General features: G+C 67.5%; 24 protein-coding genes. 10 read left to right on the forward strand and 14 right to left on the reverse strand.

The genetic code is table 11. From position 1 onward, the window contains the following. On the reverse strand, positions 1-770 hold a 770-nt coding region (locus KBZ07_RS03030), incomplete at its 3' end, for a precorrin-6A/cobalt-precorrin-6A reductase (protein ID WP_254930229.1). Positions 771-817: 47 nt separating this feature from the next. Here KBZ07_RS03030 and KBZ07_RS03035 point away from each other — a divergent pair. Beyond that, complete coding sequence (locus KBZ07_RS03035; RefSeq protein WP_254930230.1) at positions 818-1,327, forward strand: single-stranded DNA-binding protein; 510 nt, start codon at positions 818-820, stop codon at positions 1,325-1,327. Between the two features lie 33 nt (positions 1,328-1,360). Here the strand turns inward: KBZ07_RS03035 and KBZ07_RS03040 are convergent, their stop codons facing one another. After that, entirely contained in the window at positions 1,361-1,531 is a 171-nt protein-coding gene (locus KBZ07_RS03040; protein WP_254930231.1) for a hypothetical protein, read from the reverse strand. Between the two features lie 23 nt (positions 1,532-1,554). Between KBZ07_RS03040 and KBZ07_RS03045 the strand changes: the two genes are divergently transcribed. The 3 genes from KBZ07_RS03045 to KBZ07_RS03055 are packed head-to-tail and all read left to right on the forward strand — an operon-like array spanning position 1,555 to position 4,117. Continuing rightward, positions 1,555-2,115, forward strand: a complete 561-nt coding sequence (locus KBZ07_RS03045) for a DUF2854 domain-containing protein (RefSeq protein WP_254930232.1) — start codon at positions 1,555-1,557, stop codon at positions 2,113-2,115. 15 nt (positions 2,116-2,130) lie between these two features. Further along, complete coding sequence (gene argB / locus KBZ07_RS03050) at positions 2,131-3,009, forward strand: acetylglutamate kinase (RefSeq protein ID WP_197153262.1); 879 nt, start codon at positions 2,131-2,133, stop codon at positions 3,007-3,009. Continuing rightward, a complete protein-coding gene (locus tag KBZ07_RS03055; protein ID WP_254930233.1) occupies positions 3,002-4,117 on the forward strand; it encodes a DUF3153 domain-containing protein in 1,116 nt (371 codons plus the stop codon). Before argB ends, KBZ07_RS03055 begins: the two co-directional genes overlap by 8 nt. On the opposite strand, the gene priA is transcribed toward KBZ07_RS03055, so the two are convergent. Next, complete coding sequence (gene priA / locus KBZ07_RS03060; RefSeq protein WP_254930234.1) at positions 4,114-6,351, reverse strand: primosomal protein N'; 2,238 nt, start codon at positions 6,349-6,351, stop codon at positions 4,114-4,116. The two genes, KBZ07_RS03055 and priA, sit on opposite strands and share 4 nt — an antisense overlap. Positions 6,352-6,706: 355 nt before the next feature. Here priA and rpoD point away from each other — a divergent pair, with 355 nt between their 5' ends. The 4 genes from rpoD to KBZ07_RS16140 are packed head-to-tail and all read left to right on the forward strand — an operon-like array spanning position 6,707 to position 11,408. Next, positions 6,707-8,062, forward strand: a complete 1,356-nt coding sequence (gene rpoD, locus KBZ07_RS03065) for an RNA polymerase sigma factor RpoD (protein WP_254930235.1) — start codon at positions 6,707-6,709, stop codon at positions 8,060-8,062. Beyond that, the gene (locus KBZ07_RS03070) at positions 8,062-8,454 is read left to right on the forward strand and encodes a DUF1824 family protein (RefSeq protein ID WP_254930236.1); all 393 of its coding nucleotides are present in this window, start codon (positions 8,062-8,064) and stop codon (positions 8,452-8,454) included. Before rpoD ends, KBZ07_RS03070 begins: the two co-directional genes overlap by 1 nt. 25 nt (positions 8,455-8,479) lie before the next feature. After that, positions 8,480-9,430, forward strand: a complete 951-nt coding sequence (gene hemC / locus KBZ07_RS03075; RefSeq protein WP_254930237.1) for a hydroxymethylbilane synthase — start codon at positions 8,480-8,482, stop codon at positions 9,428-9,430. Then, entirely contained in the window at positions 9,405-11,408 is a 2,004-nt protein-coding gene (locus tag KBZ07_RS16140; RefSeq protein WP_261355399.1) for a chloride channel protein, read from the forward strand. Before hemC ends, KBZ07_RS16140 begins: the two co-directional genes overlap by 26 nt. Here KBZ07_RS16140 and KBZ07_RS03085 read toward each other — a convergent pair. The 6 genes from KBZ07_RS03085 to KBZ07_RS03110 form a co-directional block, all read right to left on the reverse strand. Beyond that, entirely contained in the window at positions 11,380-11,553 is a 174-nt protein-coding gene (locus KBZ07_RS03085; protein ID WP_254930238.1) for a hypothetical protein, read from the reverse strand. The genes KBZ07_RS16140 and KBZ07_RS03085 overlap by 29 nt on opposite strands. A gap of 126 nt (positions 11,554-11,679) precedes the next feature. Then, positions 11,680-12,189: a L,D-transpeptidase gene (locus KBZ07_RS03090; protein WP_254930239.1), complete on the reverse strand. Its 510-nt coding sequence runs from the start codon at positions 12,187-12,189 to the stop codon at positions 11,680-11,682. 16 nt (positions 12,190-12,205) lie between these two features. Then, positions 12,206-12,793 carry an inorganic diphosphatase gene (locus KBZ07_RS03095; protein ID WP_197150103.1) on the reverse strand — a complete coding sequence of 196 codons (588 nt, stop codon included), beginning with the start codon at positions 12,791-12,793 and terminating at the stop codon, positions 12,206-12,208. Between the two features lie 27 nt (positions 12,794-12,820). Continuing rightward, positions 12,821-14,374, reverse strand: coding sequence for a carboxypeptidase M32 (locus KBZ07_RS03100; protein WP_254930240.1), 1,554 nt, complete (start codon positions 14,372-14,374; stop codon positions 12,821-12,823). 19 nt (positions 14,375-14,393) lie between these two features. Next, entirely contained in the window at positions 14,394-14,690 is a 297-nt protein-coding gene (locus tag KBZ07_RS03105) for a hypothetical protein (RefSeq protein ID WP_254930241.1), read from the reverse strand. A 145-nt stretch (positions 14,691-14,835) separates the two neighbouring features. Continuing rightward, positions 14,836-15,720, reverse strand: a complete 885-nt coding sequence (locus KBZ07_RS03110) for a hypothetical protein (RefSeq protein WP_254930242.1) — start codon at positions 15,718-15,720, stop codon at positions 14,836-14,838. Positions 15,721-15,863: 143 nt separating this feature from the next. Between KBZ07_RS03110 and KBZ07_RS03115 the strand changes: the two genes are divergently transcribed. Further along, on the forward strand, positions 15,864-16,541 hold the full coding sequence (locus KBZ07_RS03115) for a hypothetical protein (RefSeq protein ID WP_254930243.1): 678 nt from the start codon (positions 15,864-15,866) through the stop codon (positions 16,539-16,541). An 80-nt stretch (positions 16,542-16,621) separates the two neighbouring features. Here the strand turns inward: KBZ07_RS03115 and KBZ07_RS03120 are convergent, their stop codons facing one another. Then, complete coding sequence (locus tag KBZ07_RS03120; RefSeq protein WP_254930244.1) at positions 16,622-18,544, reverse strand: glycosyltransferase family 2 protein; 1,923 nt, start codon at positions 18,542-18,544, stop codon at positions 16,622-16,624. 35 nt (positions 18,545-18,579) lie between these two features. On the opposite strand from KBZ07_RS03120, the gene KBZ07_RS03125 reads away from it, so the two are divergent. Next, positions 18,580-19,767 carry a glycosyltransferase gene (locus KBZ07_RS03125; RefSeq protein WP_254930245.1) on the forward strand — a complete coding sequence of 396 codons (1,188 nt, stop codon included), beginning with the start codon at positions 18,580-18,582 and terminating at the stop codon, positions 19,765-19,767. Here KBZ07_RS03125 and KBZ07_RS03130 read toward each other — a convergent pair. The 4 genes from KBZ07_RS03130 to KBZ07_RS03145 all read right to left on the reverse strand — a co-directional run. Further along, positions 19,761-20,417 (reverse strand): hypothetical protein, encoded by a 657-nt coding sequence (locus tag KBZ07_RS03130; RefSeq protein WP_254930246.1) that lies wholly within the window; start codon positions 20,415-20,417, stop codon positions 19,761-19,763. The genes KBZ07_RS03125 and KBZ07_RS03130 overlap by 7 nt on opposite strands. Beyond that, a complete protein-coding gene (locus tag KBZ07_RS03135) occupies positions 20,417-21,664 on the reverse strand; it encodes a glycosyltransferase (RefSeq protein WP_254930247.1) in 1,248 nt (415 codons plus the stop codon). The genes KBZ07_RS03130 and KBZ07_RS03135 overlap by 1 nt, the downstream gene beginning before the upstream one ends. A gap of 8 nt (positions 21,665-21,672) precedes the next feature. After that, positions 21,673-22,869 carry an HlyD family secretion protein gene (locus KBZ07_RS03140; RefSeq protein WP_254930248.1) on the reverse strand — a complete coding sequence of 399 codons (1,197 nt, stop codon included), beginning with the start codon at positions 22,867-22,869 and terminating at the stop codon, positions 21,673-21,675. 22 nt (positions 22,870-22,891) lie between these two features. Then, positions 22,892-23,843 (reverse strand): peptidase domain-containing ABC transporter (locus tag KBZ07_RS03145; RefSeq protein ID WP_254930249.1); only part of this gene is annotated, 952 nt, incomplete at its 5' end.

Below are 23,843 nucleotides of genomic sequence, written 5' to 3' on the forward strand. Positions count from 1 at the left end.
CGCCCAGCCAGTGTGGCCAGCAGCGCCTCCGCATCGAGGCTCTCCACCCCCGCCTGCTCCTGGGGCCGGCGCAGCAGCAGCAGGCCCAGCCCCTCGCTGCGGCAAATCCGGCGCCAGAGCTGCTCGGTGGAGCCACCGGACTGGCGCGCCAGCACGGTGGTGATGCGCCAGCGACGCACCAGGGCCCGCTCCACTGCCAGGTCGGAACCCGGCCGCAGGCAGGCGACCCGATCCGGCTCCAGACCCGCAGCCATGGCCTGTTGCAGCGAGTTGGCTGTGGGCAACAAGCGGGCGTGGTGGCGGGCACCGCGGCTCTGCGCCATGGCCACTGCCAGCTGGCGGGCGCCGATGGCCAGCAGCAGGTTCTGACCCGCCAGCGGCACAGCCTGCAGATCCTCCAGCGCCGGGAGCAGGGTGGCCGGTCCCTCCAGGGCCGGGCGCAGCAGGCGCAACAGGCGCTGTTGCTGGCGGCCACAGACCGCCGCCAGATCGCGGCTCACCTGGCAGGCAAAGGGATGGCTGGCATCGACCACCACCGCGTAGGGATGGCCAGCGGCCCGGGCAGCGGCCAGTTCGGCCCCAACTCCGGCCTCACCCGCCAGGGCCCCGACCTGGATGGTCAGATCGTCGGAGGCTGAATAGGCCAGAGCAGCCGCCGGTGTGACCACACTCACCGTCAGCTGCCAGCCCATGGCAAGCAGCTGCTGGGCCAGCACGGGCCCCTCGCCGGTGCCGGAAAGCAACCAGAGCCGCCTGGATTCCTGGTGCATTTCAGCTCTGTGCATCAGGATGGTTTTCAGCCAATGGTTGTCTGGGAGTGAATCACTGTCTGCTTGAAGTCGAGGTGCTCGAAGCGCCCCAGGTGCGCTACACCCAGGACAACCAGACGCCGGTGGCGGAGATGGCCGTGCAGATGGACGGCCTGCGGCCCGACGATCCCCCGGCCCAACTGAAGGTAGTGGGATGGGGAAACCTGGCCCAGGAGCTCCAGAACAGGGTGCAGGTGGGCCAGCGCCTGATGCTGGAAGGCCGCCTGCGCATGAACACCGTCACCCGCCCGGACGGGGTCAAGGAAAAACGGGCTGAATTCACCCTGGCCAGGCTCCATGCCATTGGAGTTGGCGCCGCTGCAGCCCCCTCCTCCTCCTTCCCCGCCCCCGCTTCCTCCTCCGGCCCAGGCCCTGGCCCCGCCCCTACGGCGAGCCGGGCCCCAGCTCGCGCCCCAACCCCTGCAGCGCCAGTGCCCCAGCCAGCCAGCCAGGCGCCCACCTGGAACACCTCTCCGCTGGTATCAGACCTTCCCGAAGAAGACGACATTCCCTTCTGAGTCAAAGCAGCCTGTTCTGATCAAAGCGGCCTGTCACTGCTCCCTTTCCCTGAGCTGGTCCAGCAACTGGCCCAGCTCCCGCTCCAGGGCCGCCAGATCAAGCCGCCATTGCGGCCAGCGGCCAGCATCGATCTGGCGCAGCAACCAAAGCCGGTCAGCCCTGAGGTCTTCGATCAATTGGGCCGTGCCGGGCTCATGGGCCATGGGGGATACGGGAAGATGGCTGGATGCAAGCCATTCTCTCCCCAGGCAGCCTGGTGACCATTGCTGGTGCCGTGCTCACGGTGATCGGCACAATCGCCTACGCCACCGACATCCCCAACCTGAGCCTGCCCACGATCTTCTACGGGATCCCGATCCTGTTGGGTGGCCTGGCCCTGAAATCCTCAGAGCTGCCTCCTCCCGAGCGGCTCACTCCGGCAAGCCGGTTCAAGCAGCTGCGCGAGCAGGCCGCAAGCGAGCCCCTGCGCAAGCTGCTGGCCGACGTGGATCGCTGGCGCTATGGCCAGAAAGCCCACCTCGAGAGCTCCTTGGAGGCGCTCAAGCTCTGGGATGAGGAAGCCCCACCCCAGCTGCTCAGTGTGGAAGAGCTCGACTGTGGCGGCCACTACGGCCTGCGCCTTCGCTTCCGCTGCGCGGGAGTCCCCCTGGAGCGCTGGCAGGCCCGGCGTGAGCGCCTCAGCCGCTTCTTCGGGCCAGGGCTGAGCGCGGAAATCCAGGCTGGCCGCCAGGGCGAATTCAGCCTGGCCCTGGTGCCCCAAGCCGGGGCGAGCGAACAACCCACCTAGAGCTCCGAACCCTTGATCAGCAACCAGGACACCCTGAGGGTGTCGGTCCTCAGTGAGGCCCTCCCCTACATCCAACGCTTTGCCGGCCGCCGGGTGGTGGTCAAGTACGGCGGCGCCGCCATGGTGCGTGAAGAGCTGCGCGACGCCGTCTACCGCGATCTGGTGCTGCTGGCGTCGGTGGGCGTCCAGCCGGTGGTGGTCCATGGCGGCGGCCCGGAGATCAACGAGTGGCTCACCCGGCTCAACATCGAGCCGATCTTTCGCAATGGGTTGCGGGTCACCACCCCGGAAACCATGGACGTGGTGGAGATGGTGCTGGCGGGCCGGGTCAACAAGCACATCGTCAATGGCCTCAACCGGGTCGGCGGCAAGGCCGTGGGACTGTGCGGCAGCGATGGCTCCCTAGTGCGGGCCCGCACCTACGCCGAAGGGATTAACGGCTTGGTGGGGGAGGTGGCAGCTGTCGACCCCTCCGTGCTCTTCCCCCTGCTCGATGCCGGCTACATCCCGGTGATCTCAAGTGTGGCGGCCGATGGCGAGGGCCAGGCCCACAACATCAACGCCGATACGGTGGCCGGCGAACTGGCGGCGGCCCTCCAGGCCGAAAAGTTGATCTTGCTCACCGACACGGCCGGGATCCTGCGGGATCGTTCGGACCCGAGCTCCCTAATCCGCCAACTCAGCCTGTCCCAGGCCCGTGAGCTGATCCGAGCAGGGGTGGTAGAGGGCGGCATGACCCCCAAAACCGAGTGCTGCATCCGGGCCCTGGCCCAGGGAGTGGCGGCAGCCCACATCGTCGATGGGCGGGTGGCCCACGCCCTGCTGCTCGAGGTTTTCAGCGACGCGGGCATCGGCACCATGGTGGTGGGCAGCCAACGCTCCAGCCATGGCTGACGCCCAGCTCTCTCTGGCCCGGGCCGCCCTGGAGCGGGGGGACTACGGCCGGGTAATACAGCTGCTTGAGCCCCTAGTGCCGGACCATTCCCCGGCCACCTTGCTGGGGGCGGAGATCCAGCTGGTGCTGGCCACCGCCTGGATGGGCCGGGGCGACAACGGCCGCGCCATGGTGTGTTGCCGCCAGATCAAACGCTGCCGGGATGCCAGCGTGCGGGCCCAGGCCCAGGATCTGCTCAGCGTGCTGGAGGCGCCTGCCCTGGAGCGGCCCCGCGACTGGTCGATAACCCTGCCGGATCTGGGCTCGGCCGAGGCGATGGGAGGCCAGATGCAACAGCTGGCGCGGCAGCGGCGCTCCAGCAAGCCGCTGCCTCCCCCGCCGCCGCCGGTGGGGCCGACCCGGGCTCCCCTGGGCTTTGCCCTGCTGGCGATCCTGCTGTTGCTGCTCACCGTATTGCTGAGTGGCTGCATGGAGGTGCGCACCGAGCTGGAGTTCAAGGGGCCAGGACGGCTGCAGATCTCCCACGCCTTGCTGAGCGGCGGCACCCAGCTGAACCCCTGGCAGCGCCAGTTCAGCCAGAGCTTGCGCAGCCAGGGCTTTCGCCCCACTCCGGCCTCCCGCAGCCAAGCCCATGCCGGCGGGGATCTGCGGCTGGAGAGCCCGGTGCTCGCGGCCCCCCAGGCCCTGGCCCTGCTGGCGGCCAACCTGGAGCAAGCCGCCCAGCTGGGCGGCATCAGCCTGCCCACCCCAATAGTTGGGTTGAAAGAGCGCAACTGGCTGGTGGGGGTGCGGCAGACCCTTGAACTGGCGGTGGATCTGCGCGATATCAGCCCCATGCCGGGCTTCCGGGCCAGCCTTCAGTTCGAACCGGTGGGGGCGCTGGCGGTGCGTCAGGCCAGCCCGGAGCCTGCCACCGCCATGGCCGGCCGGGTGGCCCTGCTCTGGCCCCTGCAGTTCGGGGCGCTCAACAGCCTGCACCTTTCCTGCTGGCGCTGGAGTGGGCTCGGCCTGGGCGGCCTGCTGATCGCGGCCGGCCTCGCCCTGGTGCTGGCCCTGGTGCGCCTGCGCCGGGCCCTTGGTTTCGGCCTGCCCGAGCTACCCGCCTAGAGGCTGATGGGGTCGGGGTCGATCGCCAGTCCCACCCCGGCGGGCAAGCCCTGACGCAGCAGGGCCTCACTGGGAAGGGGCAGGGCCTGGCCGGCGGGGCCATGCAACAGCAGCTGCCAGCGACTCTTGCCAGCCACCCGGGCCACCGGGGCCGGGGCCGGGCCGATCAACAGCCAGCCGGCTTCCTCCAGGCCGGCACCGATCCTTTCGGCCAGAGCGGCCGCTGCGGTGGCCGTGGCGCTGGCCGTGGGCCCGCTCAGCCGCAGCAGGCAGGCCCGGCTGAAGGGCACCAGCCCCGCCTGGCGGCGCAGCTGAATCTCCTCGGCCAGAAACTGCTCGTAGCGCCCATCCACCAGATGGCGGATCACCGGATGGTCGGGGCTGTAGGTCTGTACCAGCACCTCACCGGGACGTTCGCCCCGGCCGGCCCGGCCCGCCAGCTGCAATAAGAGCTGCAAGCACTGCTCCGAGGAGCGCAGATCGGGTCGGTGCAGCAAACCGTCGGCCGCCAGCACCGCCGCCAGGGTGACCCGGGGCAGGTCCATGCCCTTGGCCAGCATCTGGGTGCCCACCAGCACATCCGCTTCCCCCTGGGCAAAACGATCCAGCAGGCGGCGATGGCCATCCCTGCCGCGGGTTGTGTCACGGTCGAAGCGCAGCAGCCGCAGCCCCTCCAGCTCGGCGGCCAACTGTTCCATCACCCTTTGGGTGCCGGCACCAAAGGGCTTGAAGGCGGTGGAGCCGCAGTGGCCGCAGCGATCGCCCAGCTCGGCGCGGTGGTCACACCAATGGCAGCGCAGCCACTCCTGGCCGGCCTTGGAGCGGTGCACGGTGAGGGCCACATCGCAGTGGGGGCAGAGCACCGCCTCGCCGCAACTGCGGCAGCTCAGGAAGGCCCGGTAGCCCCGCCGGGGCACCAGCACCACCGCCTGTTCGCCCTTCTCCTGCAGCTGCTCGAGTCGTCCCATCAGGGCCCTACTGATCAGGCGGCGGTGGCCATCTGCCAGCTCATGGCGCATGTCAATCACCCGCACCGCTGGCAGGGGCCGCGAGCCGATCCGCTCCGGCAAGCGCAACAGCTCGATGGCAGGGTTGGATCCCTGGCAGCCCAACCAGCTCTCCAGAGAGGGGGTGGCACTGCCCAGCACCAGCCGTGCCCCACTGTTCCTGGCCCGCAAGCGGGCCACATCCCTGGCGTGGTAGCAGGGCATGGGGCTGTCCTGCTTGTAGGAGCTGTCGTGCTCCTCATCCAGCACGATCAGGCCCAGCTGCGCCAACGGCAGAAAAATGGCCGAGCGAGTGCCCACGACCAGCACAGGTTCAGGGCCAAGGCAACGCCGCCAGGTGGCCACCCTGGTCGCATCGGACAAGCCGCTATGAAACTCAACAACCCGGCTGCCGAAGCGCTCGCGGGCCCGATCGAGGAGCTGGGGAATCAGGCCGATCTCTGGCGTGAGCAGTAGGCAACCCTGACCCGCCGCGAGCGCGTGGGCCGCGGCCTGGAGATAGACCTCGGTTTTGCCGGCACCGGTGACGCCCCAGAGCAGGAATTCCCGACCGGGTGCCGCCCCCAGGACTGCCCGCACCGCAGCGGCTTGGGCCTGGGTGAGTACCGCCCCAGGGCCGACCCCGCCCGGGGGCGGCGAGGGGAGGAGGTGGGGCTGGCCCTGGGATCGATGAACCAGACCCCGCTCCTCCAATCCCTTCAGCACGGCACGGCTGAAGCCACCGCCAGCGCAGAGCTCCCGCAGGGGCACGGGCCCGGGCTGGAGCTCCAGATGGGCCAATAAATCAAGTTGGCGAGGGGTGAGGCGCTGCTCTGGCCGCGGCGCGGCGGAGCGTTGCACCAACCAGATCGGCCTGGGCCCGCCGCTGGGGCCCTGGCGGCGCTGGCCCAACCAGCCTGGGGGGAGGGCACTTTTAAGAGTTTTGAAGAGGCTGGTGTGGCAGGCAGCCGCCACGGCCTCGATCAGGTTTTGCCACTGGCCATCTATGGCGGCCCGTTGCCACACCGCCAGGATCGGCTGCATGATCTTACCGCTGAGACTGGCCGGCAGCTTTTGCATGGCTCCCACCACCAGGCCGGTATGGGGACGGCCCTGCAGCCGAACCCGCACCAGATCGCCGATCCCAGCTGGCTCCTGCTCCGCATTTGCATAGGTAAAAATCTGGCCTTCCCGGCCCGCCTCCAGCCAGATCTGGAGCCAGGGCTCCGATGTGCTTGCAAAGGTCACGGCCCATTCATAGGATGTGGGGGTTGGGCAGTCCAAGGGCTGCCGTCGGAACTGAGCAGAGTTCCTTCCAGCGGGAAGACCTGAAGAGAGACCCTCGGGAGCCAGCCTCCCACCATTCGGGCTCCCGGTCTGCGACCACCCCTGACAGCCCTGCCCAGGCTTCGGCCGCCGACCCTTTGCAATTTGCCGGGTCGTTCCCAGCCCTGAAGTTACCGGTCGTTCCCACTTGTGCCTCCCGCCTGAATCAGGTTTCTGTTTCGGGCTGGTTATCAGCTGATGCTGAGACGCACCGGTCCCCCCTCCCGGCTTTGTGCCGCCATCTGCCCCAGTTCCCGTTTCCCAGTTCCCGTTTCCCATGAGCCCCGCTGCTACCCAGCCCAAAGCAAGCCCGGAAATTCTGATGGTCTTCCCAGCCACAGCGACTGAAGTGGCTGGGGAACCGAAGGCCAAGAAGGCTGCGGCCAAAACCAAAGCCACCACAGCCAGCACCCCCAAGGTCGGCACTGCCAAGGTCGCCACTGCCAAGATCACTACTGCTAAGGCCGGCACCGTCAAAGCCGGCACTGCCAAAGCAAGCACCACAAAAGCCAGCACCGTTAAATCAGAGCCCGCGAAGAAAAAACCGGCCAAAACAGTCCAGCCCGCAGCAGCAGCAGCAGCTGAGCTCCTGCCCAGCAGCCCCATCGACGACGACGGGGAGAAGGAAAAGGCCGATGCCAAGGCCGCCAAGGTGCTGGCGAGCATCAAGGTGGGCCCCAAGGGTGTCTATACCGAAGACTCGATCCGGGTTTACCTCCAGGAGATCGGTCGGATCCGCCTGCTGCGGGCCGACGAAGAAATTGAACTGGCCCGCAAGATCGCCGACCTACTGCAACTGGAGGAGCTGGCGGCCCAGTTTGAAGCCGATCACAGCCACCACCCGGACACCAAGGAGTGGGCCGCGCTGGTGGACATGCCGGTGATCAAGTTCCGCCGCCGCCTGATGCTCGGCCGCCGGGCCAAGGAAAAGATGGTGCAGTCCAACCTGCGCCTGGTGGTGTCGATCGCCAAGAAGTACATGAACCGGGGCCTGAGCTTCCAGGACCTGATCCAGGAGGGCTCCCTCGGCCTGATCCGCGCCGCCGAGAAGTTTGACCACGAGAAGGGCTACAAGTTTTCCACCTATGCCACCTGGTGGATCCGCCAGGCGATCACCCGGGCCATCGCCGACCAGAGCCGCACCATCCGCCTGCCGGTGCACCTCTACGAAACGATCTCGCGGATCAAGAAAACCACCAAGACCCTCTCCCAGGAATTTGGCCGCAAGCCCACCGAGGAGGAGATCGCCGAATCGATGGAAATGACCATCGAGAAGCTGCGCTTCATCGCCAAGAGCGCCCAGCTGCCGATCTCCCTGGAAACTCCGATCGGCAAAGAAGAAGACTCCCGCCTGGGCGACTTCATTGAGGCAGACATCGAAAATCCCGAGCAGGACGTTGCCAAAAACCTGTTGCGGGAAGACCTCGAAGGGGTGCTGGCCACCCTCAGCCCGCGGGAGCGCGACGTGCTGCGGCTGCGCTACGGCCTCGATGACGGCCGCATGAAGACCCTCGAAGAGATTGGCCAGATCTTCGATGTGACCCGCGAGCGCATCCGCCAGATCGAGGCCAAGGCCCTGCGCAAGCTGCGTCACCCCAACCGCAACGGCGTACTCAAGGAGTACATCAAATAGTGCGGCTAAATGACCTGCGCGGATTGCGCAGCGCCCCACCCCTGGCGGTTGCCGACAGAAAGGCCCTGCTGGCCGAGCTGCTCACTGGCATGGAGGCCTGTGAATGGTTCACGGCTGGGGTGATGGCCGATTCAGCCCTGGCGGCCCTCCAGTGCCTGCGCCAGCTAGAGCAAGCGCTGGGCTGGCCCCCCCTGGCCCCAGACCCCGCCGGCGAGGCGCCCGAGAAGATTGCCGGCGCGGTGTTTCTCAAGGCCAACCAGCACACGGGCCGCTTTCAGGTGCGTCCGGAAACCGGCCTGGGCGAGGGACTGCTGATCACCGGCCACAACCCGGGCGATCCCGCCGCCGAGGACACCTGGGGGCCCTTGCCCCTTGATTTCTTCGGCCCCTAGTGTGGCCTGCTGTGATCTGGCACCGATGGCCAACCCCCTGCGCATCGCCTCCCGCCGCAGCCAGCTGGCCATGGTGCAAACCCACTGGGTGCGCGATGAACTGGCCAAGGCCCACGCCGGCCTGGAGATCACGATCGAGGCCATGGCCACCAAGGGCGACAAGATCCTCGATGTGGCCCTGGCCAAAATCGGCGACAAAGGTCTGTTCACCAAGGAGCTCGAGGCCCAGATGCTGGTCGACCAGGCCGACATCGCCGTCCACAGCCTCAAGGACCTGCCCACGAACCTGCCTGAGGGGTTGATGCTGGGCTGCATCACCGAGCGGGAAGATCCAGCCGACGCCCTGGTGGTGCATGCGAAGCACCAGGACCGCAACCTCGCCAGCCTGCCTGAGGGTTCGGTGGTGGGCACCAGCTCCCTGCGCCGCCTGGCCCAGTTGCGCCATCACTACCCCCAGCTGCTCTTCAAGGACGTGCGCGGCAACGTGATCACCCGCCTGGAGAAGCTGGATGCCGGCAACTACGACTGCCTGATCCTTGCTGCCGCGGGTCTGGGCCGCCTTGGCCTGGGGGATCGCATCCACGAACTGCTCGATCCCTCCATCTGCCTGCACGCCGTGGGCCAGGGCGCCCTCGGCATCGAGTGCCGGGAAGGCGACGAAGCGGTGCTCGCTCAGATTCGAGTGCTGGAGCACCTCCCCACCGCCCGACGCTGCCTGGCGGAGCGGGCTTTTCTGCGAGAACTGGAGGGTGGCTGCCAGGTGCCCATCGGCGTCAACAGCCGCATTGAGGGCGATGAGCTGGTGCTGACGGGCATGGTGGCCAGCCTCGATGGCGTGCGGCTGATCCGCGATGGGGCCCGGGGGGCCCAGACGGATCCCGAGGCGATCGGCATGGCCCTGGCACACACCTTGAAGGCCCAGGGGGCCGGAGAGATCCTGGAGGAGATCTTTGCAACGGTCCGGCCTGAAGCCTGAAGCCGGCGAGCCCTCAGCTCGCCCCTACCAGTGGAACCTGCTGGCCTGGGCCGCCTTAGTCGGCGTTCTGACGGGCCTGGCCGTGGTGGGCTTCCATGAATTGCTGGGCTTCATCAACAACGGCCTGTTCGGACCATTCGTAGATGGGCTGCTCTCCTTTGGTCGGGCCCAACCGCCCCCGCCGCCGCTTGAGCTCCCCCCCCTGCCGCCGGATACGGGCACGCCCCTAAAGGCCCTGCTGCAGGTTGGCCTGGGCGGCCTGGGTTTTCTGCCGCCACCCCCCGCCGCTCCCCAGCCGGCAGCGCTGCCCGTTTCCTTGCTGCCCGACTGGATCCGCCTTTGGCCGGTAGTGGTGGTGCCAACCCTGGGGGGCCTGGCCGTGGGGCTGCTGCGCCGCTACGGCGGCGAGCTGGGGCCTGGGTTACCGAGCCTGATGGCCATGGCCGATGGCGCCCTGCCAGCCCAGCCCCGACTCCCCCTGCTGCGCCTGCTGGGCGCTTCCTTGAGCCTGGGCAGTGGCGCCTCCCTCGGCCCGGAGGGACCGAGCGTGGAAAGTGGCGGCAACCTGGGGCTCTGGGTGGCCCTGCGCGGCGGTTTGTCACCCCAGAGTCAGAAGGCGCTGGTGGCAGCGGGGGTGGCCGCAGGGTTGGCCGCTGGCTTCAAGGCCCCCATTGCCGGAGTGTTCTTCGCCTTTGAGGGCAGCTTCAGCGCCATCCAGGGGCGGCCCAGCCTGAGGGCAGTGCTGGTGGCAGCCGTGGCCTCATCGCTGGTCACCCAATTGTTGCTGGGCGACACGCCGATCCTGAGGCTGCCTGCCTACGAGGTGCGTTCCCCCCTGGAGCTGCCCCTCTACCTGGGGCTCGGCCTGGTCGCCAGCCTGATGTCCTGGGCCCTGGTGAGCCTATTGGCCGCAGGGCGCAGCGAAAGGCTGCAAACCTGGCTGGCCAAGCTGCCACCCGGGGTGCCCACCGCCGTGGGCGGGGCATGCGTGGGCCTAATCGCCCTTGGCTTTCCCCAGGTACTGGGGGTGGGCTACGACACCGTTGAGGCCCTGCTGGGCAGTAACGGCGGCGTACCGCTGCTGACCTTGCTGGTGCTGCTCGGCGTGAAGCTACTGGCAACGGGCATCAGCAATGCCACCGGATTTGTGGGGGGCGGATTTGCCCCTGCGCTGGTGCTCGGCGCCGTGCTGGGCAACTGCTACGGCCAGCTGCTCGGCGAAAGCGGCCTGCACCTGCCCGTAGCCGAACCTCCCGCCTACGCCATGGTGGGCATGGCCGCGGTGCTGGCCGGCAGTGCCCGGGCGCCGCTGACGGCCCTGCTGCTGCTGTTTGAACTCACCCGAGATATCCGCATCGTGTTGCCGCTGATGGCCGCCGCCGGGCTCAGTGCCGCCCTGGTGGAACGCTGGCAGGGGCTAGCCGATCCGGGCCTGCTCGGCCCCGACCCGATTGAGGAGCAACGTCGCCGCCAGCTGGCAGCGTTGCCGGTGGCTGAGGCCTTCGAGCCAGAGGCGCCCCTGGTGCTGCCGGCAGAACTGGCGGCCAGTCAAGCCCTGCGCCAGCTGGTGGACGCCCATGGCCACTGCCTGGTGGTGTCAGAGGGAGCCTGGGTGGTGGGGCTGGTAACCCTGGCTGATCTGCAGCGGGCCCTCAACGCCGAGCCCAGGCCCAGCCAGACCGGTACCGAGACAATTCCCACGATGCCCAAGCTGATCGACTGCCGGCGCGGAGATCTGGTGTGGTTGCCGCTGAGCGCCCAGTTGGCCCAGCTGGAAGACCAGCTCACCCCCAACGGCCTGCGCCAAGTGCCCGTTTTCGATGTGCAGGACGCCAGAACGGCAGCCCTGCCCCATGGATTGCCCAACCCCGGGTTGCCTGTAGCTGCACTGCGGGGTCTGGCGAGCCGCGATGGCATGGCCAGGGCCCTGGCCCGAAGCTCCAGCCTGATCAGGAATTTAGCTGAAGCTGACGGGTGAGCTCCTGGGCCGCGGGATCAACGGCACAGAGCCGCTCGAGGATGCGCTCCAGATCGAGACTCGACAACTCCCCATCGCTGGCCCATTTCAGCGTTGTGCTGACCTGGGGTTCGGCGGGCTGGTGGGGTTGGGAAGCCGGAGTCATGGATGGACGAATCGAGGCCCAAGACCTCATTGGGGCCTAAAAGATACCGCCAGAAGAGCCAGGAGGAGGCCGATAAGAACCGATCTCCAGAATGTTTTCCAACCAGGCAAACCGTTGCCGCCTGCTTTAGCGCTGGACGATCACCGGGGTGCCAACCTCCACCAGATCAAACAGCTTGCGCACGTGCTCGTGCAGCATCCGCACGCAGCCGTTGGTGACGGCAGACCTGGAGCTCACGGTCCACGACCAGGCCGCCGGCGTGCCATGGATCCCGTATTGGTTGGGTCCGCTCTGCTGAAAGCCCAGCCAGCGATCCCCGAGGGGGCTGTTGGGCCCCACGGTGGCATTGATCTTGCCGCTTTTGGTGCTCTGGTACTTGGGGTTAATCACCTTGTTCTGCACGACAAAGCGACCCAGGGGAGTGGGGGTGCCGGGGCTGCCGATGGCCACAGGCCAGCTGCTGATCAGCTTGCCGTTATCCCGCAGGCTGATGGTGCGCCGGCCCAGCTGCAGCACAATTTCACGGCTGCTGGGCTGGGAGGCTGGCCCCGGCGCTGCCCAGAGCGGGGCAGTCGCCAGGGGGAGTGCGGCCAGGGGAAGTGCCACCAGAGAGATCAGCATTCCAGCCCGGTTCATGGCGTGGGGCCCGAGGTCAGTTGACCAATTTGGCATCAATGGTTTCGAGATAGCGCTGCTCACACTCCTGAATGATCCGCACCGCCTCGACGGGCTCCAGGAAACCATTGACCTTGCAAGTGCCGGGCTTCTTGAGATCTTTGTAGTGCTCCCAGTAGTAGGTGGTTTCCTTGAGCCACTGCTCACCGAGCTGGGTGTAGCTGGTGATGTGGTCCATGCGCTTGTCGTCGGCGAGCACGGCAATCACCTTGTCGTCCACCTCGCCGCCGTCATCGAAGGTCATGATGCCGATAATGCGGGCCTCCACCAGGGAGCCGGGCACCAGGGGCTCGGTGACATTGACAATCTCGATATCGAGGGGGTCGCCATCCTCATCCCAGGTGCGGGGGATGCAGCCGTAGGCGAAGGGATAGGCCAGGGAGGAATAGCCAACCCGGTCGAGCTTGAGGTGGCCGGTCTCGGTGATCAACTCGTATTTATTGATCGTCATCGAGTTGAGCTCCACAATCGCGTTGAGCCGCAGCTCGGCCTGATCGGCAAAGGCCGGCAGCACGTGCAGCAGGTTGAGCATCGTGCGGCTTGGAGCGTGGTCGATGTTCGCCATGGAGAAGGGAGATCTGCGGCGCGCATCCTATGCAGGGGCCTGGAGCAGCTCCAATTTGAACTTGAGGTATTGAAGGAATGGCTCGGCCGAGAGGGGGCGCCCGCTCACCTGCCGAACCAGCTCCTCACCGTTCACCGCACGGCCCAGGGGCCAGACCCCCATGGCCAGCCAGCTGCGCAGCCGCTCCTCCTGGCCCGCGGCGATGGCTCCCGCAATGGCGCCGGCCCCGCCCAGATCGGTCTCCATCGCCTCGGCCAGCTGGGCACTGATCAGGTGGCCCAGGGCGTAACTGGGGAAATAACCAAACAAGCCTTCTGCCCAATGAATATCTTGCAGACACCCCTCGGAGTCAGTCTGCGGACGGATTCCCAGCAGCTCCTGCATCCGCTGGTTCCACTGCTGGGGGAGGTCTTCCACGGGCATGTCCTGCTCGAGTAGGGCCAGCTCCAGCTCAAAGCGCAGCACGATGTGGAGGCAGTAGCTGAGCTCGTCGGCCTCCACCCGGATCAGGCCGGGAGCAAGTGGGTTGAGGCTGCGCCAGAAGCCCCGGGCCCCTCCCCAGGGGTCGGCACCTAGACCCGCCTGGAAACGGGGCTGCCAGCGCTCGGCGAAGGCCTGGCTGCGGGCGACGCGGCACTCCCAAAAGAGCGACTGGGATTCATGCACCCCCATCGAGGTGGCCTCCCCCAGCGGCCAGGGGAAAAAGTGGTCATCGCCCCGGGGCAGGCCCTGCTCATAGAGCGAATGGCCCCACTCGTGCGCAGTGGCCAGGAAGGCCGAGAGCGGCTGGCCTGGCACCACCCGGGTGGTGATGCGGAAATCCTTGGGACCCAGGGTGCAGGAGAAGGGGTGGGCGGAGCGGGCGCGCTGGCAGCGCTGCGGGTCGTAGCCCCAGCTGTCGAGGAGTTCGGCGCAGAGCTGCTCCTGCAGGGCCTCGGGCAGATCGGCGGCTGGCTGGGGGTTGCCCATGGCAGCCACCTGCTCCAGCAGCACCGGCAGCTCTGCTTTCAGGGGTGCAAACAGCTGCTCCAGCCTGGTTTTGCTGATGTCTGGCTCAAAGGGTTGGGCCAGGATTTCCCAGGGGCTGCGGGCCATTGGTTCGGCGGACACCAGCTGGCTGGCCTGCTGGCGGCGCAGGGCAATCAGCTCCTGCAGGGCCGGGGCAAAGGCCGAAAAATCGTTGCGGGCGCGGGCGTCTTGCCAGATGGCATTGCCGCGGGACTGGGCCTTGGCCAGGGCCTGGACTAGCTGGGGGTCAAGACTGCGCTGGCGCTCCAGCTCCAGGCGCAGCAGCTCAAGGTTGCGGCGCCGCTCGGGCGGAGCATCGGCCCCTAGCTCGGCCCCTAGCTCGGCCCCGAGCTCGGCCTCGGCAGCGGCAAGGAGATCGCCAAATTCCGCGCTGCTCTGGCGCTCGTGCAGCTGGCCAGCCAGTAGGGCCAGCTGATCCCCCCGCCAGGCCGCCCCAGCCGCCGGCATCACCGTGTTCTGGTCGTAGTAGAGGGCGCTGCTGATCGAACCCAGCAGGCGGGTGTGGTGCAGGTACTGGTGAAGCTGGGCGAAGGCTGAACCAGCTGCGGACATGGGGGGAGGTTTGCTGGAATCAATCATCGGGGCGTCGGGCGCTGAAGCGGCCGATCAGCACGCCCAGGGCCACGCCCACCACGGCCCCCTGGAGCTGCCAAATTTCGCGGCGAAAGCGCCAGGGCATCGCGCCGAGTTGCACCCCGATCGTCAGGGCCAGCATCACTGCCAGCCCCAGGCCAATGGGATTGGCTGATTTCCTGATCCAGCGGGCCGATCGGCGGGTGGCCGGCGGTGGCTGATCGCCCTGTTCTTCGATCAGTTGTTGCAACCGTTGCTGGAGCTCAGCTTCACCCGATTCAGGGGGTAAGGACATCGACGCTCTGCAGAGCTCAGGCTGGGGGATCGAGGAATCAGGGCAGTGGTCAGGCTCCCCCGATCGCCTTATTGGTCTGACCGTAGCAATTCCAGCCCGGCGGTAGCTTTCAATGCCGCGGGGCTTGGAACTAGTAAGAAATGATTTAAGGGTGTGGGGCTGAGCAGGTTCCCAGCTGCTGACGAGCTCGCTGCAGCAACAGCGGTAGCCGCTCGGCCAGCGTTGCCGCCCGTTCGTGGTTGGCCATGAAATGGTCGAGCTCCTTTTCCATTTGCTTGATGTAGCGATTCAGCATCGCGACGTGATCACGTTCCTGAGCCAGCTGTTCTTCCAGCTGCGCGCAGCGCTCTTCCAGCTCCTGCAGGCCAGCTTTTCCTGCTCCATCGGTACACCACAGCACGCTCACCAGCCGTTCGAGCGCCATGGGACGCCGCCAGTCCAGGGGCTCCTGCCATGCCCCCTGGTCTGCAGCGGGCTTCACGCCAATGGCATCGGCCCAATGCTCGGCATCGAGCCAGGCGTTTAACAGGCCAGGCCGGCATTCCAGTAGGGCGCGAATGGCCAGCTCCCGATAACCCTCCGAGCCGACCTGCGGACCTCCATTCGGCGCGGCTCCGCCGAATCGGGGTAATCCCTGCCTTCCTCCCCAGAGCTCAGGCGGCAGCTCCTTGGCCAGCAGGGCCGCCCCGCCCTTGCAGATATTTACCAGTCGCACCTGGTTGCGCCAGCGACGCTTGAGCAGGGCCGCCCTACTGAAATCCGCCTGCCACCGCTCCAGTGCGGCCCCCAGCTCCGCCGCTTGGGGCGGCGGCTGGAAGCGATCCACCAACTCGGCCAATCCCTGGCTCAAGGAGCCGTAGCAGATCCAGATTCGAGCGTTCAAGCCGGCTGGCTCAGCCCGCCGCTGCTCCAGGTCCTCCAGCGAAGGAGCTCCTGCCGCCTGCGGAACAGCTACGCCACTGCCGGGCAATCCGTAAAGCCACAGGGCGCTGTGTTCGGCGGCAGAACCGCCGTCGTGCATGGAAGCCATCGGCTGATGGAGGCAACGGCAAAGGGGGCCTGCACGTGCTGCCAAGACCAGACGCATTGTAATTGAGCTGCTCTGGTCAGCGCATCATCAGGTGGTGGAAGGGCCCTGGTCAGCAGAATGGGCGCATGCGCTGAACGTCACCGATGCTGAAGGAAACCCTTCTGGAAAGCCTGCGGCGCTTCCCCGGTGATCCAGCGATGATCCAGCGGTTGGGGCATGAGCTCGAATCCCGTTCTGAGTGGCAATTGATGTTGGACGTGCTTGAGCAGCAGCTGCCCCACGTCAAACAAGGCACTCCGGGAGAAGCCCAGGTCACCTACCTCCTGGCCAAGGCGTCGGTTGAGCTCGGTATCGAGCGGCGGGCCCTGGCATTGATCGGCCGTTCCCTGCTGATCCGACCGGACTTCGCCTTCAGCCACCACATCAAGGGCCGAGCTCTAGCTGGAATGCAGCGGTTTGCCGAGGCGATCGCCGCCCAGCAGCGCTGTGTGCAGCTGGCCCCCGATTTCTGCTGGGGGTGGTTTGAACTCGGCCGTCTACAACGGCACCAGGGCAAGCTAGATGCTGCCTCCGGCAGCTTGAAGCGCGCGCTCGAGCTGCAGCCGGTCCAGGCTCGCCACCACCACAACCTGATCCGCGAGGCCCTGGAGGAAGTTAAGGCCCAGATTGGGCAGCAGGAGCGACAGGAGGCAGCGCTCTCCCTCTGGCCAGAGCGGCCCTTGCCTCGGGAGGGCGAACGGCTCTCCAGCCTCGATGAGCTGGAACTCCAACTGGAGCAGTTCAATTTGTTTCTCAATCGAATAGAAAAAAGACCGAATTGAGAAAAGACCGAATAGAAAAAAGACCGAGTTGCAAAAGCTGACTTGAACGAGCCCTAGGGGGCCAATCGAATCAGAGAGCTTCAGTCCAGGTCTGGGAAAGCCAGCTCAAGGGGGCGGCCATCGGGATGGGCGGAGCTGCAGGCTGCCGGCCACCAAGGGCCAGGAGCAGCCATCTGCTGGGGCCAGCGCTGCAGCAATAGGTTCAAACCGGCGTGGCGGGTGGGCTGATCATCGCCGCGGCTCCGCCGACTGCTGCCCTCGGCATGCATCAGCACCGCCTCGGGACAGAGCACCTGGCGAAAGCCGCTGGCCCCCAGCCGCAGCCCGAAGTCCACATCGTTGCCCTCCACCGCCAGGGCCGGGTCGAACCCGCCGGCCTCGAGGAAGAGCAGACGTCGCACCATCAAGCAGGCACCCGTCAGGGCCGGCCAGGCGGTGAGGAAGGAGCTGCGGCCCCGGTGAACGCCATGGGCCGGTGGGAGGTTGCGATAGGGATGGGCGCAGCCATCGCCGCCCAATCCGGTCACGATCCCGGCATGTTGGATCTTTCCCTCCGGGGTGAGAAGCAGGGCGCCGGCGGTTGCCACCGCCGGACGCAGGGCCTGGGCCGCCAGACTTTCCAGCCAACTTCCGTTGCGCCCTGAACCTGCGCACAGCTGAACGTCGTTGTTGAGGAACAGCAGCAGCTCCCCTTTTGCCTCAAGCGCGGCGCGGTTGTTGAGCAGGCTCCAGTTGAACGGACCATCCCCATCCAGCCAGGTCCCCCTTAGGCCTGGCTGCTCTCCCCAGCGGCGCTGCAGCTCTGCACTGGCCTGCAACCTGGAGCCGTTGTCCACAACCCACAGCGCGAGATCGATTCGTGAGTTGCGAGAGCGCAGCAGCCCATCGAGGCAGGCGGCCAGCAGATCGGGGCGGTCGCGACTGGGCACGATCACGCTCACCAGTGGTGGTGTGGGCGGCAGGGCCCAGGTAAGGCGGAAGCCGGTCTGCTCCGGCTGCTCCGGCAGTGCTTGGGGGATCACTTGCGGGATGACTTGCGGGATAACTGAGGTAACGGCCTCGCCCAGGTGGCGCAGATGTTGCAGGAGTTGGTCGGCGCGGCGGCGGGGATCTGGGCAGCCGGCACCGCCGCACCGATGCACCAGGATCCGGGGCAGCGCCAGTAGCCGCGGCCGGGCTGCCAGGGCCTGCAGCTGCCAGCTGAAGCGAGCTACGGGATCGTTAGGCGCCGGTGGTGGGGGCAGGCCCGCGCCCTCCAGCCAGTCGCGGCGCCACAGGCTGAAGCCATCGAGCCAGGGGGTGCTCCAGAACGCCTCCGGCTGCCAGCCGGGTTTGAACCAGGGATCGTGTCGTTCGGCGTGCCCGTTCAGTCGGTCTTCATCGGCGTAGATGCAATCGGGCGGGGCTTCGCCCGCCGCCGCCCGGAGCAGCAATTCCTCGGCCACCCAGGCGAGGGCCCCGTCCCGCAGGCGGGCGTCGGCAGCGAGCAGCAGGTGCCAGGCTTGCAGCAGCGAATCAGCCGAGGTTGTCGCAGAGGCTGGGGCCCTAGGCAGGGGTGGCTCCAGCCGCCGCAACCAGTGGCGATAGGCAGCCGGGCCCAGGCCATCGGCTAGGCGCTCGCCTTCGATGGCGACGCGGCCGGCGAGGCGTTGCTGACGCTGGGCAACCCAGTGCTGTTGGGGCAAAGCTGCCGCTGCTGCGGCCATCGCTGCAGCGGCGCCCGGCCAGTCAGCCTGCTCCTCCAGGAGTTCAGCCAGGGCAAAGGAGTTCCAGCCGATGCCCGGATCACAGGCCACGCTGTCGCGCTGCAGGCGGATCGCGTCCTGACACCGCCCTTGCTGCTGGCGCACCCGCGCCAGCAGATGTAGGGCGGCCCCATGGCGGGGCTGAAGGGCCAGGCACTCCCAGAGGGCCAGCTCGGCCTCCTCCCAGCGCTGCTGCCCCAAGGCCTCTTCGCCGCGGCGATACCAGTCGGTGGGGGTGCTCGGCAGGGTTCGGGCCACAGTGGTACCACAGTGGTAGCGGATGTCTTACTTCAGTGTCTCCCCTGGTGGTGAATCTGTGGGGCCACCTCGGCGGTGGATTCGGGCTGGGGGAGGGGGCGCTCTGCACGGCGAGGGCCCTCACCGCCGCCGGGCTCACGGTGCAGCTGCGCGACCTGCCTTTGGCCAGCCATCCCGGCACTGCCCCGATCCAGGCTGCGGCCGAACCAGTCCTTCCGGCTGCGATCGATCTGCTGCACACCAACCCCAACGTTTTGCGCCAGACCGATGGCCTGGCGGCCCAGCTGCAGCTGGAGGCACCGCTGCGCATTGGCTATTGGGCCTGGGAGCTGGAGGCCTTCCCGGATGGCTGGGAGGCGGGGTTCAGCGGACTCGACCAGCTGTGGTGCCCTTCTCCTTTCTGCGCTACGGCCCTGGGGCAGCGCAGCCCAGTGCCGGTGACGGCCCTGCCCCATCTGATCGACTGGAGGCGAGCTGATCGGCTGGCCCAGCAGCGGGCCGGGCTGGGCAGCTGGGGTGACGGAGGGCGTCGTTGGCCCTTCACGGTGCTGTTTGCCTTCGATTTCTGGAGCACCCGCGCCCGCAAGAATCCCGATGGGGTGATCGAGGCCTTTCTGGCCGCCTTCCCACCTGGCGGCAGCGTGGCGGCGCGGCTAGTGCTCAAGCTGGGCAGCGCCGGGCAGTTTCCGGATGCCACCGCCGAGCTGGCCGAACGCTGCGCCGGCGATCCCCGCCTGCAGCTGATCACGAGCCATCTGTCGACGGACGAATTCGACGCCCTTTACGTCCAGGCCGATGTGGTGCTGAGCCTGCATCGCGCCGAGGGATTTGGGCTGCTGCTGGCGGAGGCCATGGCCGCCGGCATCCCGACGGTGGCGAGTGGCTATGGCGGCAACCTCTGCTTCATGCCCCCGGGCAGCGCCGAGTTGGTGCCCTGTCGCCGGGTTCTAATTCAGCGCACTGAGGGCGACTACCGAGCTGGCTGGTGCTGGGGCGAACCGGATCTAGAAGGGGCGGCGGCCGCCCTGCGCCGCCTGGCAGACCATCCCGCGCAGGCGGCCCAGCTGGCGGCTGCGGGTCGGCGGGCGGTGCGGGAGGCTCTGGATCCTGCGGGTCTGGCGGCAGTGGTGGCGGAACGGATCGGCAGCTTGCTGCGCTGGGGCGGGCGGGCCGAATTGCTAGCTGCCCTACCGCAGCAGCACTCGCTGCGCCGGCTTCAATGACCGGGCTCTTCGGGGCGGGCTGGGCTGAAGCGCTCGAGCCGCTGCCGCAGCGGCTCTGACCAGGGGGTATCAAGTGCCCGCAACAGGCTGCGGGTGCCCTCCAGATCAAGTCGGCTGAGGCGCCGGATGCACACCAGGGCCCGCACCGTCGGATCGTCGGCGCCGACGGCGCACAGCCATTCCGCCAGCTCGGGAGCTAGGCCCGAGCTGGCGGCCGCGCAGGCGCCTGGCTGCCAGCCGGGCTGCTGGGCTGCGGCCAGCTGCTGCAAGCGCCGCACCCCCCGCTCGGGATCGATGCTCACCAGCACCTCCAGGAGGTTGCGCACGGTGAGCGGGCTATCGCTTCCCCAAACCAGCGCCTGCTCATAGGCGGCGGCGGCGGCCTCAAGCCGCTGTCGGCCGCGGCGGGCATCGCCGAGTTTGTGCGGGGTCCAGAAGCTGCGGCTGCCTGCCGCCAGCGCCTGCTCCAGGGTGGCCTCGCAGTCTGCGAAGCGGCCCTGCATCAGCAACACGTAGGCGAGCAGGTCGAGCTGCTCAGCAGAGGCGGCGCCGAGTAGGAGCAGCCGCCGCAGGGCCCCCTCCGCCACCAGCCAATCGTGGGCGGCCAGCGCCTGACGCAGCACTTCAGTCCAGGGCGATGCGGGTTCCATTACGGGCTCCAGCCCTGGGGGCTTGCCGCTTCGCTGCGGGTCACAGCATCGAGGAGATCGATCTGGGCACTGACGCAGCGGCGATGGTCAAAGTGGCTGGCGATATGGCGGCGGGCACCGAGGCGCAGGGGTGCTGCGATCTCCGTAGCGCTCAGCAGGGTGAGCAGGGTTTGCAGCAGGGCGGCGGGATCGTCGGCGGGCACCAACCGGCCGCTCACCCCATCGATGACCAGCTCTTCTACCCCGGCGTCGGCGCAGGCCACCACAGGAGCGCCGCAGGCCATCGCCTCCAGCAGGCTCCAGCTGGGTACGTAGGGGCGGCTGAGATAGGCATGCACCCGGCTGATGCGAAACAGATTGCGCAGCTGATCCGGTGGCAGCAGGCCGGGTGTGTGTAGACGGCGGCGGTCAATCCCCTCGCCCAGGCCCGCCAGCAAGTGTTGGAGCCAGCTGCCATCAGCCGCGGGGGGGCCGCCGTAGCAGCCCCGGTCACAGGCGCCGGCGAGCACCACCTGCAGCTGGGGCAGGCGCTGCTGCAGTGCCGGCAGCACGGCGAGCAGGCGATCGAGGCCCCGCAGCGGCTCCAAACTGCGGGCCGCAAAGCTGAGGACCAGGGTCTCCGAGCCGAAGCTGGTGCCATCGGCGAGCTGCAAGCGGGCGAGCGGATCTGGGACATAAAGCCGCAGATCCACCCCTTCATGCAGCACCCTCAGCCTGGGCTGCAGCCAGGGGGGATGGCTGTCCCGCTGAAAGCGGCTGGCGGTGATTCCCACCGTCATGCGGCGGATCGCCACGGCGTCCGCCCACTGCTGGATCTGCCGGCCCCCTGCCGCAGTGCGATCACCGCCGAGCAGGGGTGAGGTGAGATCGAGTTCGAGCATCGCCACCAGGGGGGCGGCGGGGAAGAGATCGTCGAGGAGCAGCGCATCTCCCCAGAAGCAATGGGCGAGCACCACATCGGGGCGCCAGCCCGTTGCGGCCAGTGGGGTAAGGGCGGCGACCACCCGCCGCGCCTGCTGCCAGGGGGCCAGCAGACGTCTGGCGGGATCGGGGTGGCGCAAGTCGGCGTTGACATCACCACCACAGGCCAACCAGCGGAAGCGCCCGGCTGGCCTGGCGGCACTGCTGCTTAGTTGGCTGTTCACTTGACTGCTCACAGCCACCACGTCATCGCCGCGCCGCACCAGGGCGGGGGCGAGATGGAGAAACTGCCCGGGAAAATTCTGGTGCAGCAGCAGCACCCGCACGGGTCTTCTCAGCGGGCCGTGCGCAGGGCACGGGCGCCGCCGGAGAACTGGCTGAATAAGAGCTCGAGGATGCTGGCCTTGTCGAGCTTGAGGTTGGCGGTGAGGGCCATGCCGGCCTGGAGCCCGAAGCGCTGGCCATCTACCTCTAAGTATTGGCGGCTCAGTTTGAGTTTCACCGGGAAGCGCGGCACCTTCAGCTCGCTGGTCTCGTCTGGGGGCAGGGCATCGGTGCCGATCGAGATCACCTCGGCAGGGAGCCAGCCGTACTTGTCGCGGCGATAGGCGGGGAATTCGAGCTCGGCGCTCTGGCCGGGCCTGACAAAGGCGAGATCGGCATCCGGCATGTCCACCCGGGCCTGGAGGTTGTCGATCGGCACCACCTTGAGCAGATATTCGGCGCTGATCGCCAACTGGCCCCGCTTGGCACTGAGATCGAGGATGGTGCCCTTGAAGGGGGCCTTGAGCACGATCTGGCGCAGGCGGCTGCGGGTGGCCACCAGGCTGGCGCGGCTGGCGGAGAGTTCGCTGGCCACCAGGGCCTCCTTCTGGGCGGATTCAGCCTGCAGTTTCTGGATTTCGGCCTGGGTGGAGCTGATGCGGGCATTCAGTTCGGCGCGGCTCTTTTCGGTATCGAGCACGCTGAGCTGGCCGTAGCCGCCCTCCTTGGCGAGGGGGCGCAGTTGGGCTAATTGGGCATCGGTGATCCTGAGCTGCTGCTGGGCCCCTAGGAGCCTGGCCCTGGCCTCGGCAATTGCTGCCCGCAGCCGCTGCACTTCGGCCAGGGAGGTAGCCACCAGCGAACGCTGCTTGTCCACCATCGAGGAGGCCTCGGCCTGGAGGGTTTCGGTGTCGAGCACCACGAGGGGTTGGCCGGCGCTCACCAGCTGGTTTTCCTTGACCAGCACCTGGCTGATCACCCCCTGCTCGGGGGGGGACACCTCCTGGGTAGAGCGCAGGGTCTGCAGGCGGCCAGCTACGGGTACGACACGATCCACCTTGATCAGGGCGGCGGCGCCGATCAGAAACAGCACCAGCACCGAGAGGCTGGAGCCGATCACCATGGGCATCCAGGAGGGGGGGCGGCTTTCGAGGCGCAGGTCGTCTGTGGCGAAGCCGGTGTCGTCGAGGCTTCTGACCCCATCAGTTGGCTGGCGTGGGGCAGTGCGCTTGGCCAGGGCCCGGTTGTTGGCGGGTGGGCGGGTCATGGGTGGGTCATGCGGTGGGTTCTCAACGGGAAGACTCCGCGGGAATGCCCACCTGCTGGTAGTAGAGGGTGGCGTAGGACCCACCCAGGCGGATCAGCTCCCCATGGCGGCCATCCTCAACGATGCGGCCGCCTTCCATAAACAGGATGCGATCGGCATCGCCCAGGGTGGTGAGGCGGTGGGTGATGAACAGCACGGTGCGGCCTCGGAAGCGCTGCCTGAGATTGGCGAAAACCTGGCGCTCCGTCTCTGCGTCGAGGGCGGAGGTGGCTTCATCGAGGATCAGCAGGGAGGGGTTCTGCAAAACCATCCGGGCCAGGCAGAGGCGCTGGCGCTGGCCACCGCTGACCCCTGCTCCCCGCTCGCCGAGGCGGGTGGCATAGCCATTGGGGAGGGCGCGGATGAAGTCGTGGGCGGCGGCCACCGTGGTGGCGGCAATCACCGCTTCCAGGTCGGCATCGGGGCTGTTGAGGCGCAGGTTTTCGAGCACGGTGCCCTCAAACAGCAGGCCGTCCTGGGGCACATAGCCCACCTGGGCGCGCAGGCTGGCGAGTTGCACCTTCTCGACATCATTGCCATCGAGCAACACCGTGCCCTTCTGGGGCAGGTAGAGCCGATCGATCAGCTGCACCAGGGTGCTCTTGCCACTGCCGCTGAGCCCCACAATCCCCACGAACTGGCCGGCCTGGATGCGGAGATCGAGGCCATCGAGCAGGTAGGGGCTGCGGGGTCCATAGCGGAACGACACCCGCTCGAAGTGCAGGTCGCCGCGCAGGGGCGGCAGGGGTGGCTGCTGCTGGTCGGAGCTGCCGGCTTCCGGCAGGGTTTCCATCACCTGGCTGAGGGCGGCCAGGGATAGGCGCAGTTCCTGCACCCCCTGCCACAGGCCCCCCAGCCGCACGAAGGAACTGAAGATCCGGTTGGAAAGGATGCGGATGGCGAAGAAGCCGCCGATGCTGAGCTGGTTGGTGAGG

The sequence above is a fragment of the Cyanobium sp. BA20m-14 genome, assembly GCF_024346295.1.

Coding starts and splice junctions, on each gene's coding strand:
- KBZ07_RS03040 (WP_254930231.1), bottom strand. CDS start 1,531: ATGGCCCATGAGCCCGGCACGGCCCAATTGATCGAAGACCTCAGGGCT.
- KBZ07_RS03045 (WP_254930232.1), top strand. CDS start 1,555: ATGCAAGCCATTCTCTCCCCAGGCAGCCTGGTGACCATTGCTGGTGCC.
- KBZ07_RS03055 (WP_254930233.1), top strand. CDS start 3,002: ATGGCTGACGCCCAGCTCTCTCTGGCCCGGGCCGCCCTGGAGCGGGGG.
- rpoD (WP_254930235.1), top strand. CDS start 6,707: ATGAGCCCCGCTGCTACCCAGCCCAAAGCAAGCCCGGAAATTCTGATG.
- hemC (WP_254930237.1), top strand. CDS start 8,480: ATGGCCAACCCCCTGCGCATCGCCTCCCGCCGCAGCCAGCTGGCCATG.
- KBZ07_RS03085 (WP_254930238.1), bottom strand. CDS start 11,553: ATGACTCCGGCTTCCCAACCCCACCAGCCCGCCGAACCCCAGGTCAGC.
- KBZ07_RS03090 (WP_254930239.1), bottom strand. CDS start 12,189: ATGAACCGGGCTGGAATGCTGATCTCTCTGGTGGCACTTCCCCTGGCC.
- KBZ07_RS03095 (WP_197150103.1), bottom strand. CDS start 12,793: ATGGCGAACATCGACCACGCTCCAAGCCGCACGATGCTCAACCTGCTG.
- KBZ07_RS03100 (WP_254930240.1), bottom strand. CDS start 14,374: ATGTCCGCAGCTGGTTCAGCCTTCGCCCAGCTTCACCAGTACCTGCAC.
- KBZ07_RS03105 (WP_254930241.1), bottom strand. CDS start 14,690: ATGTCCTTACCCCCTGAATCGGGTGAAGCTGAGCTCCAGCAACGGTTG.
- KBZ07_RS03110 (WP_254930242.1), bottom strand. CDS start 15,720: ATGGCTTCCATGCACGACGGCGGTTCTGCCGCCGAACACAGCGCCCTG.
- KBZ07_RS03115 (WP_254930243.1), top strand. CDS start 15,864: ATGCTGAAGGAAACCCTTCTGGAAAGCCTGCGGCGCTTCCCCGGTGAT.
- KBZ07_RS03130 (WP_254930246.1), bottom strand. CDS start 20,417: ATGGAACCCGCATCGCCCTGGACTGAAGTGCTGCGTCAGGCGCTGGCC.
- KBZ07_RS03140 (WP_254930248.1), bottom strand. CDS start 22,869: ATGACCCGCCCACCCGCCAACAACCGGGCCCTGGCCAAGCGCACTGCC.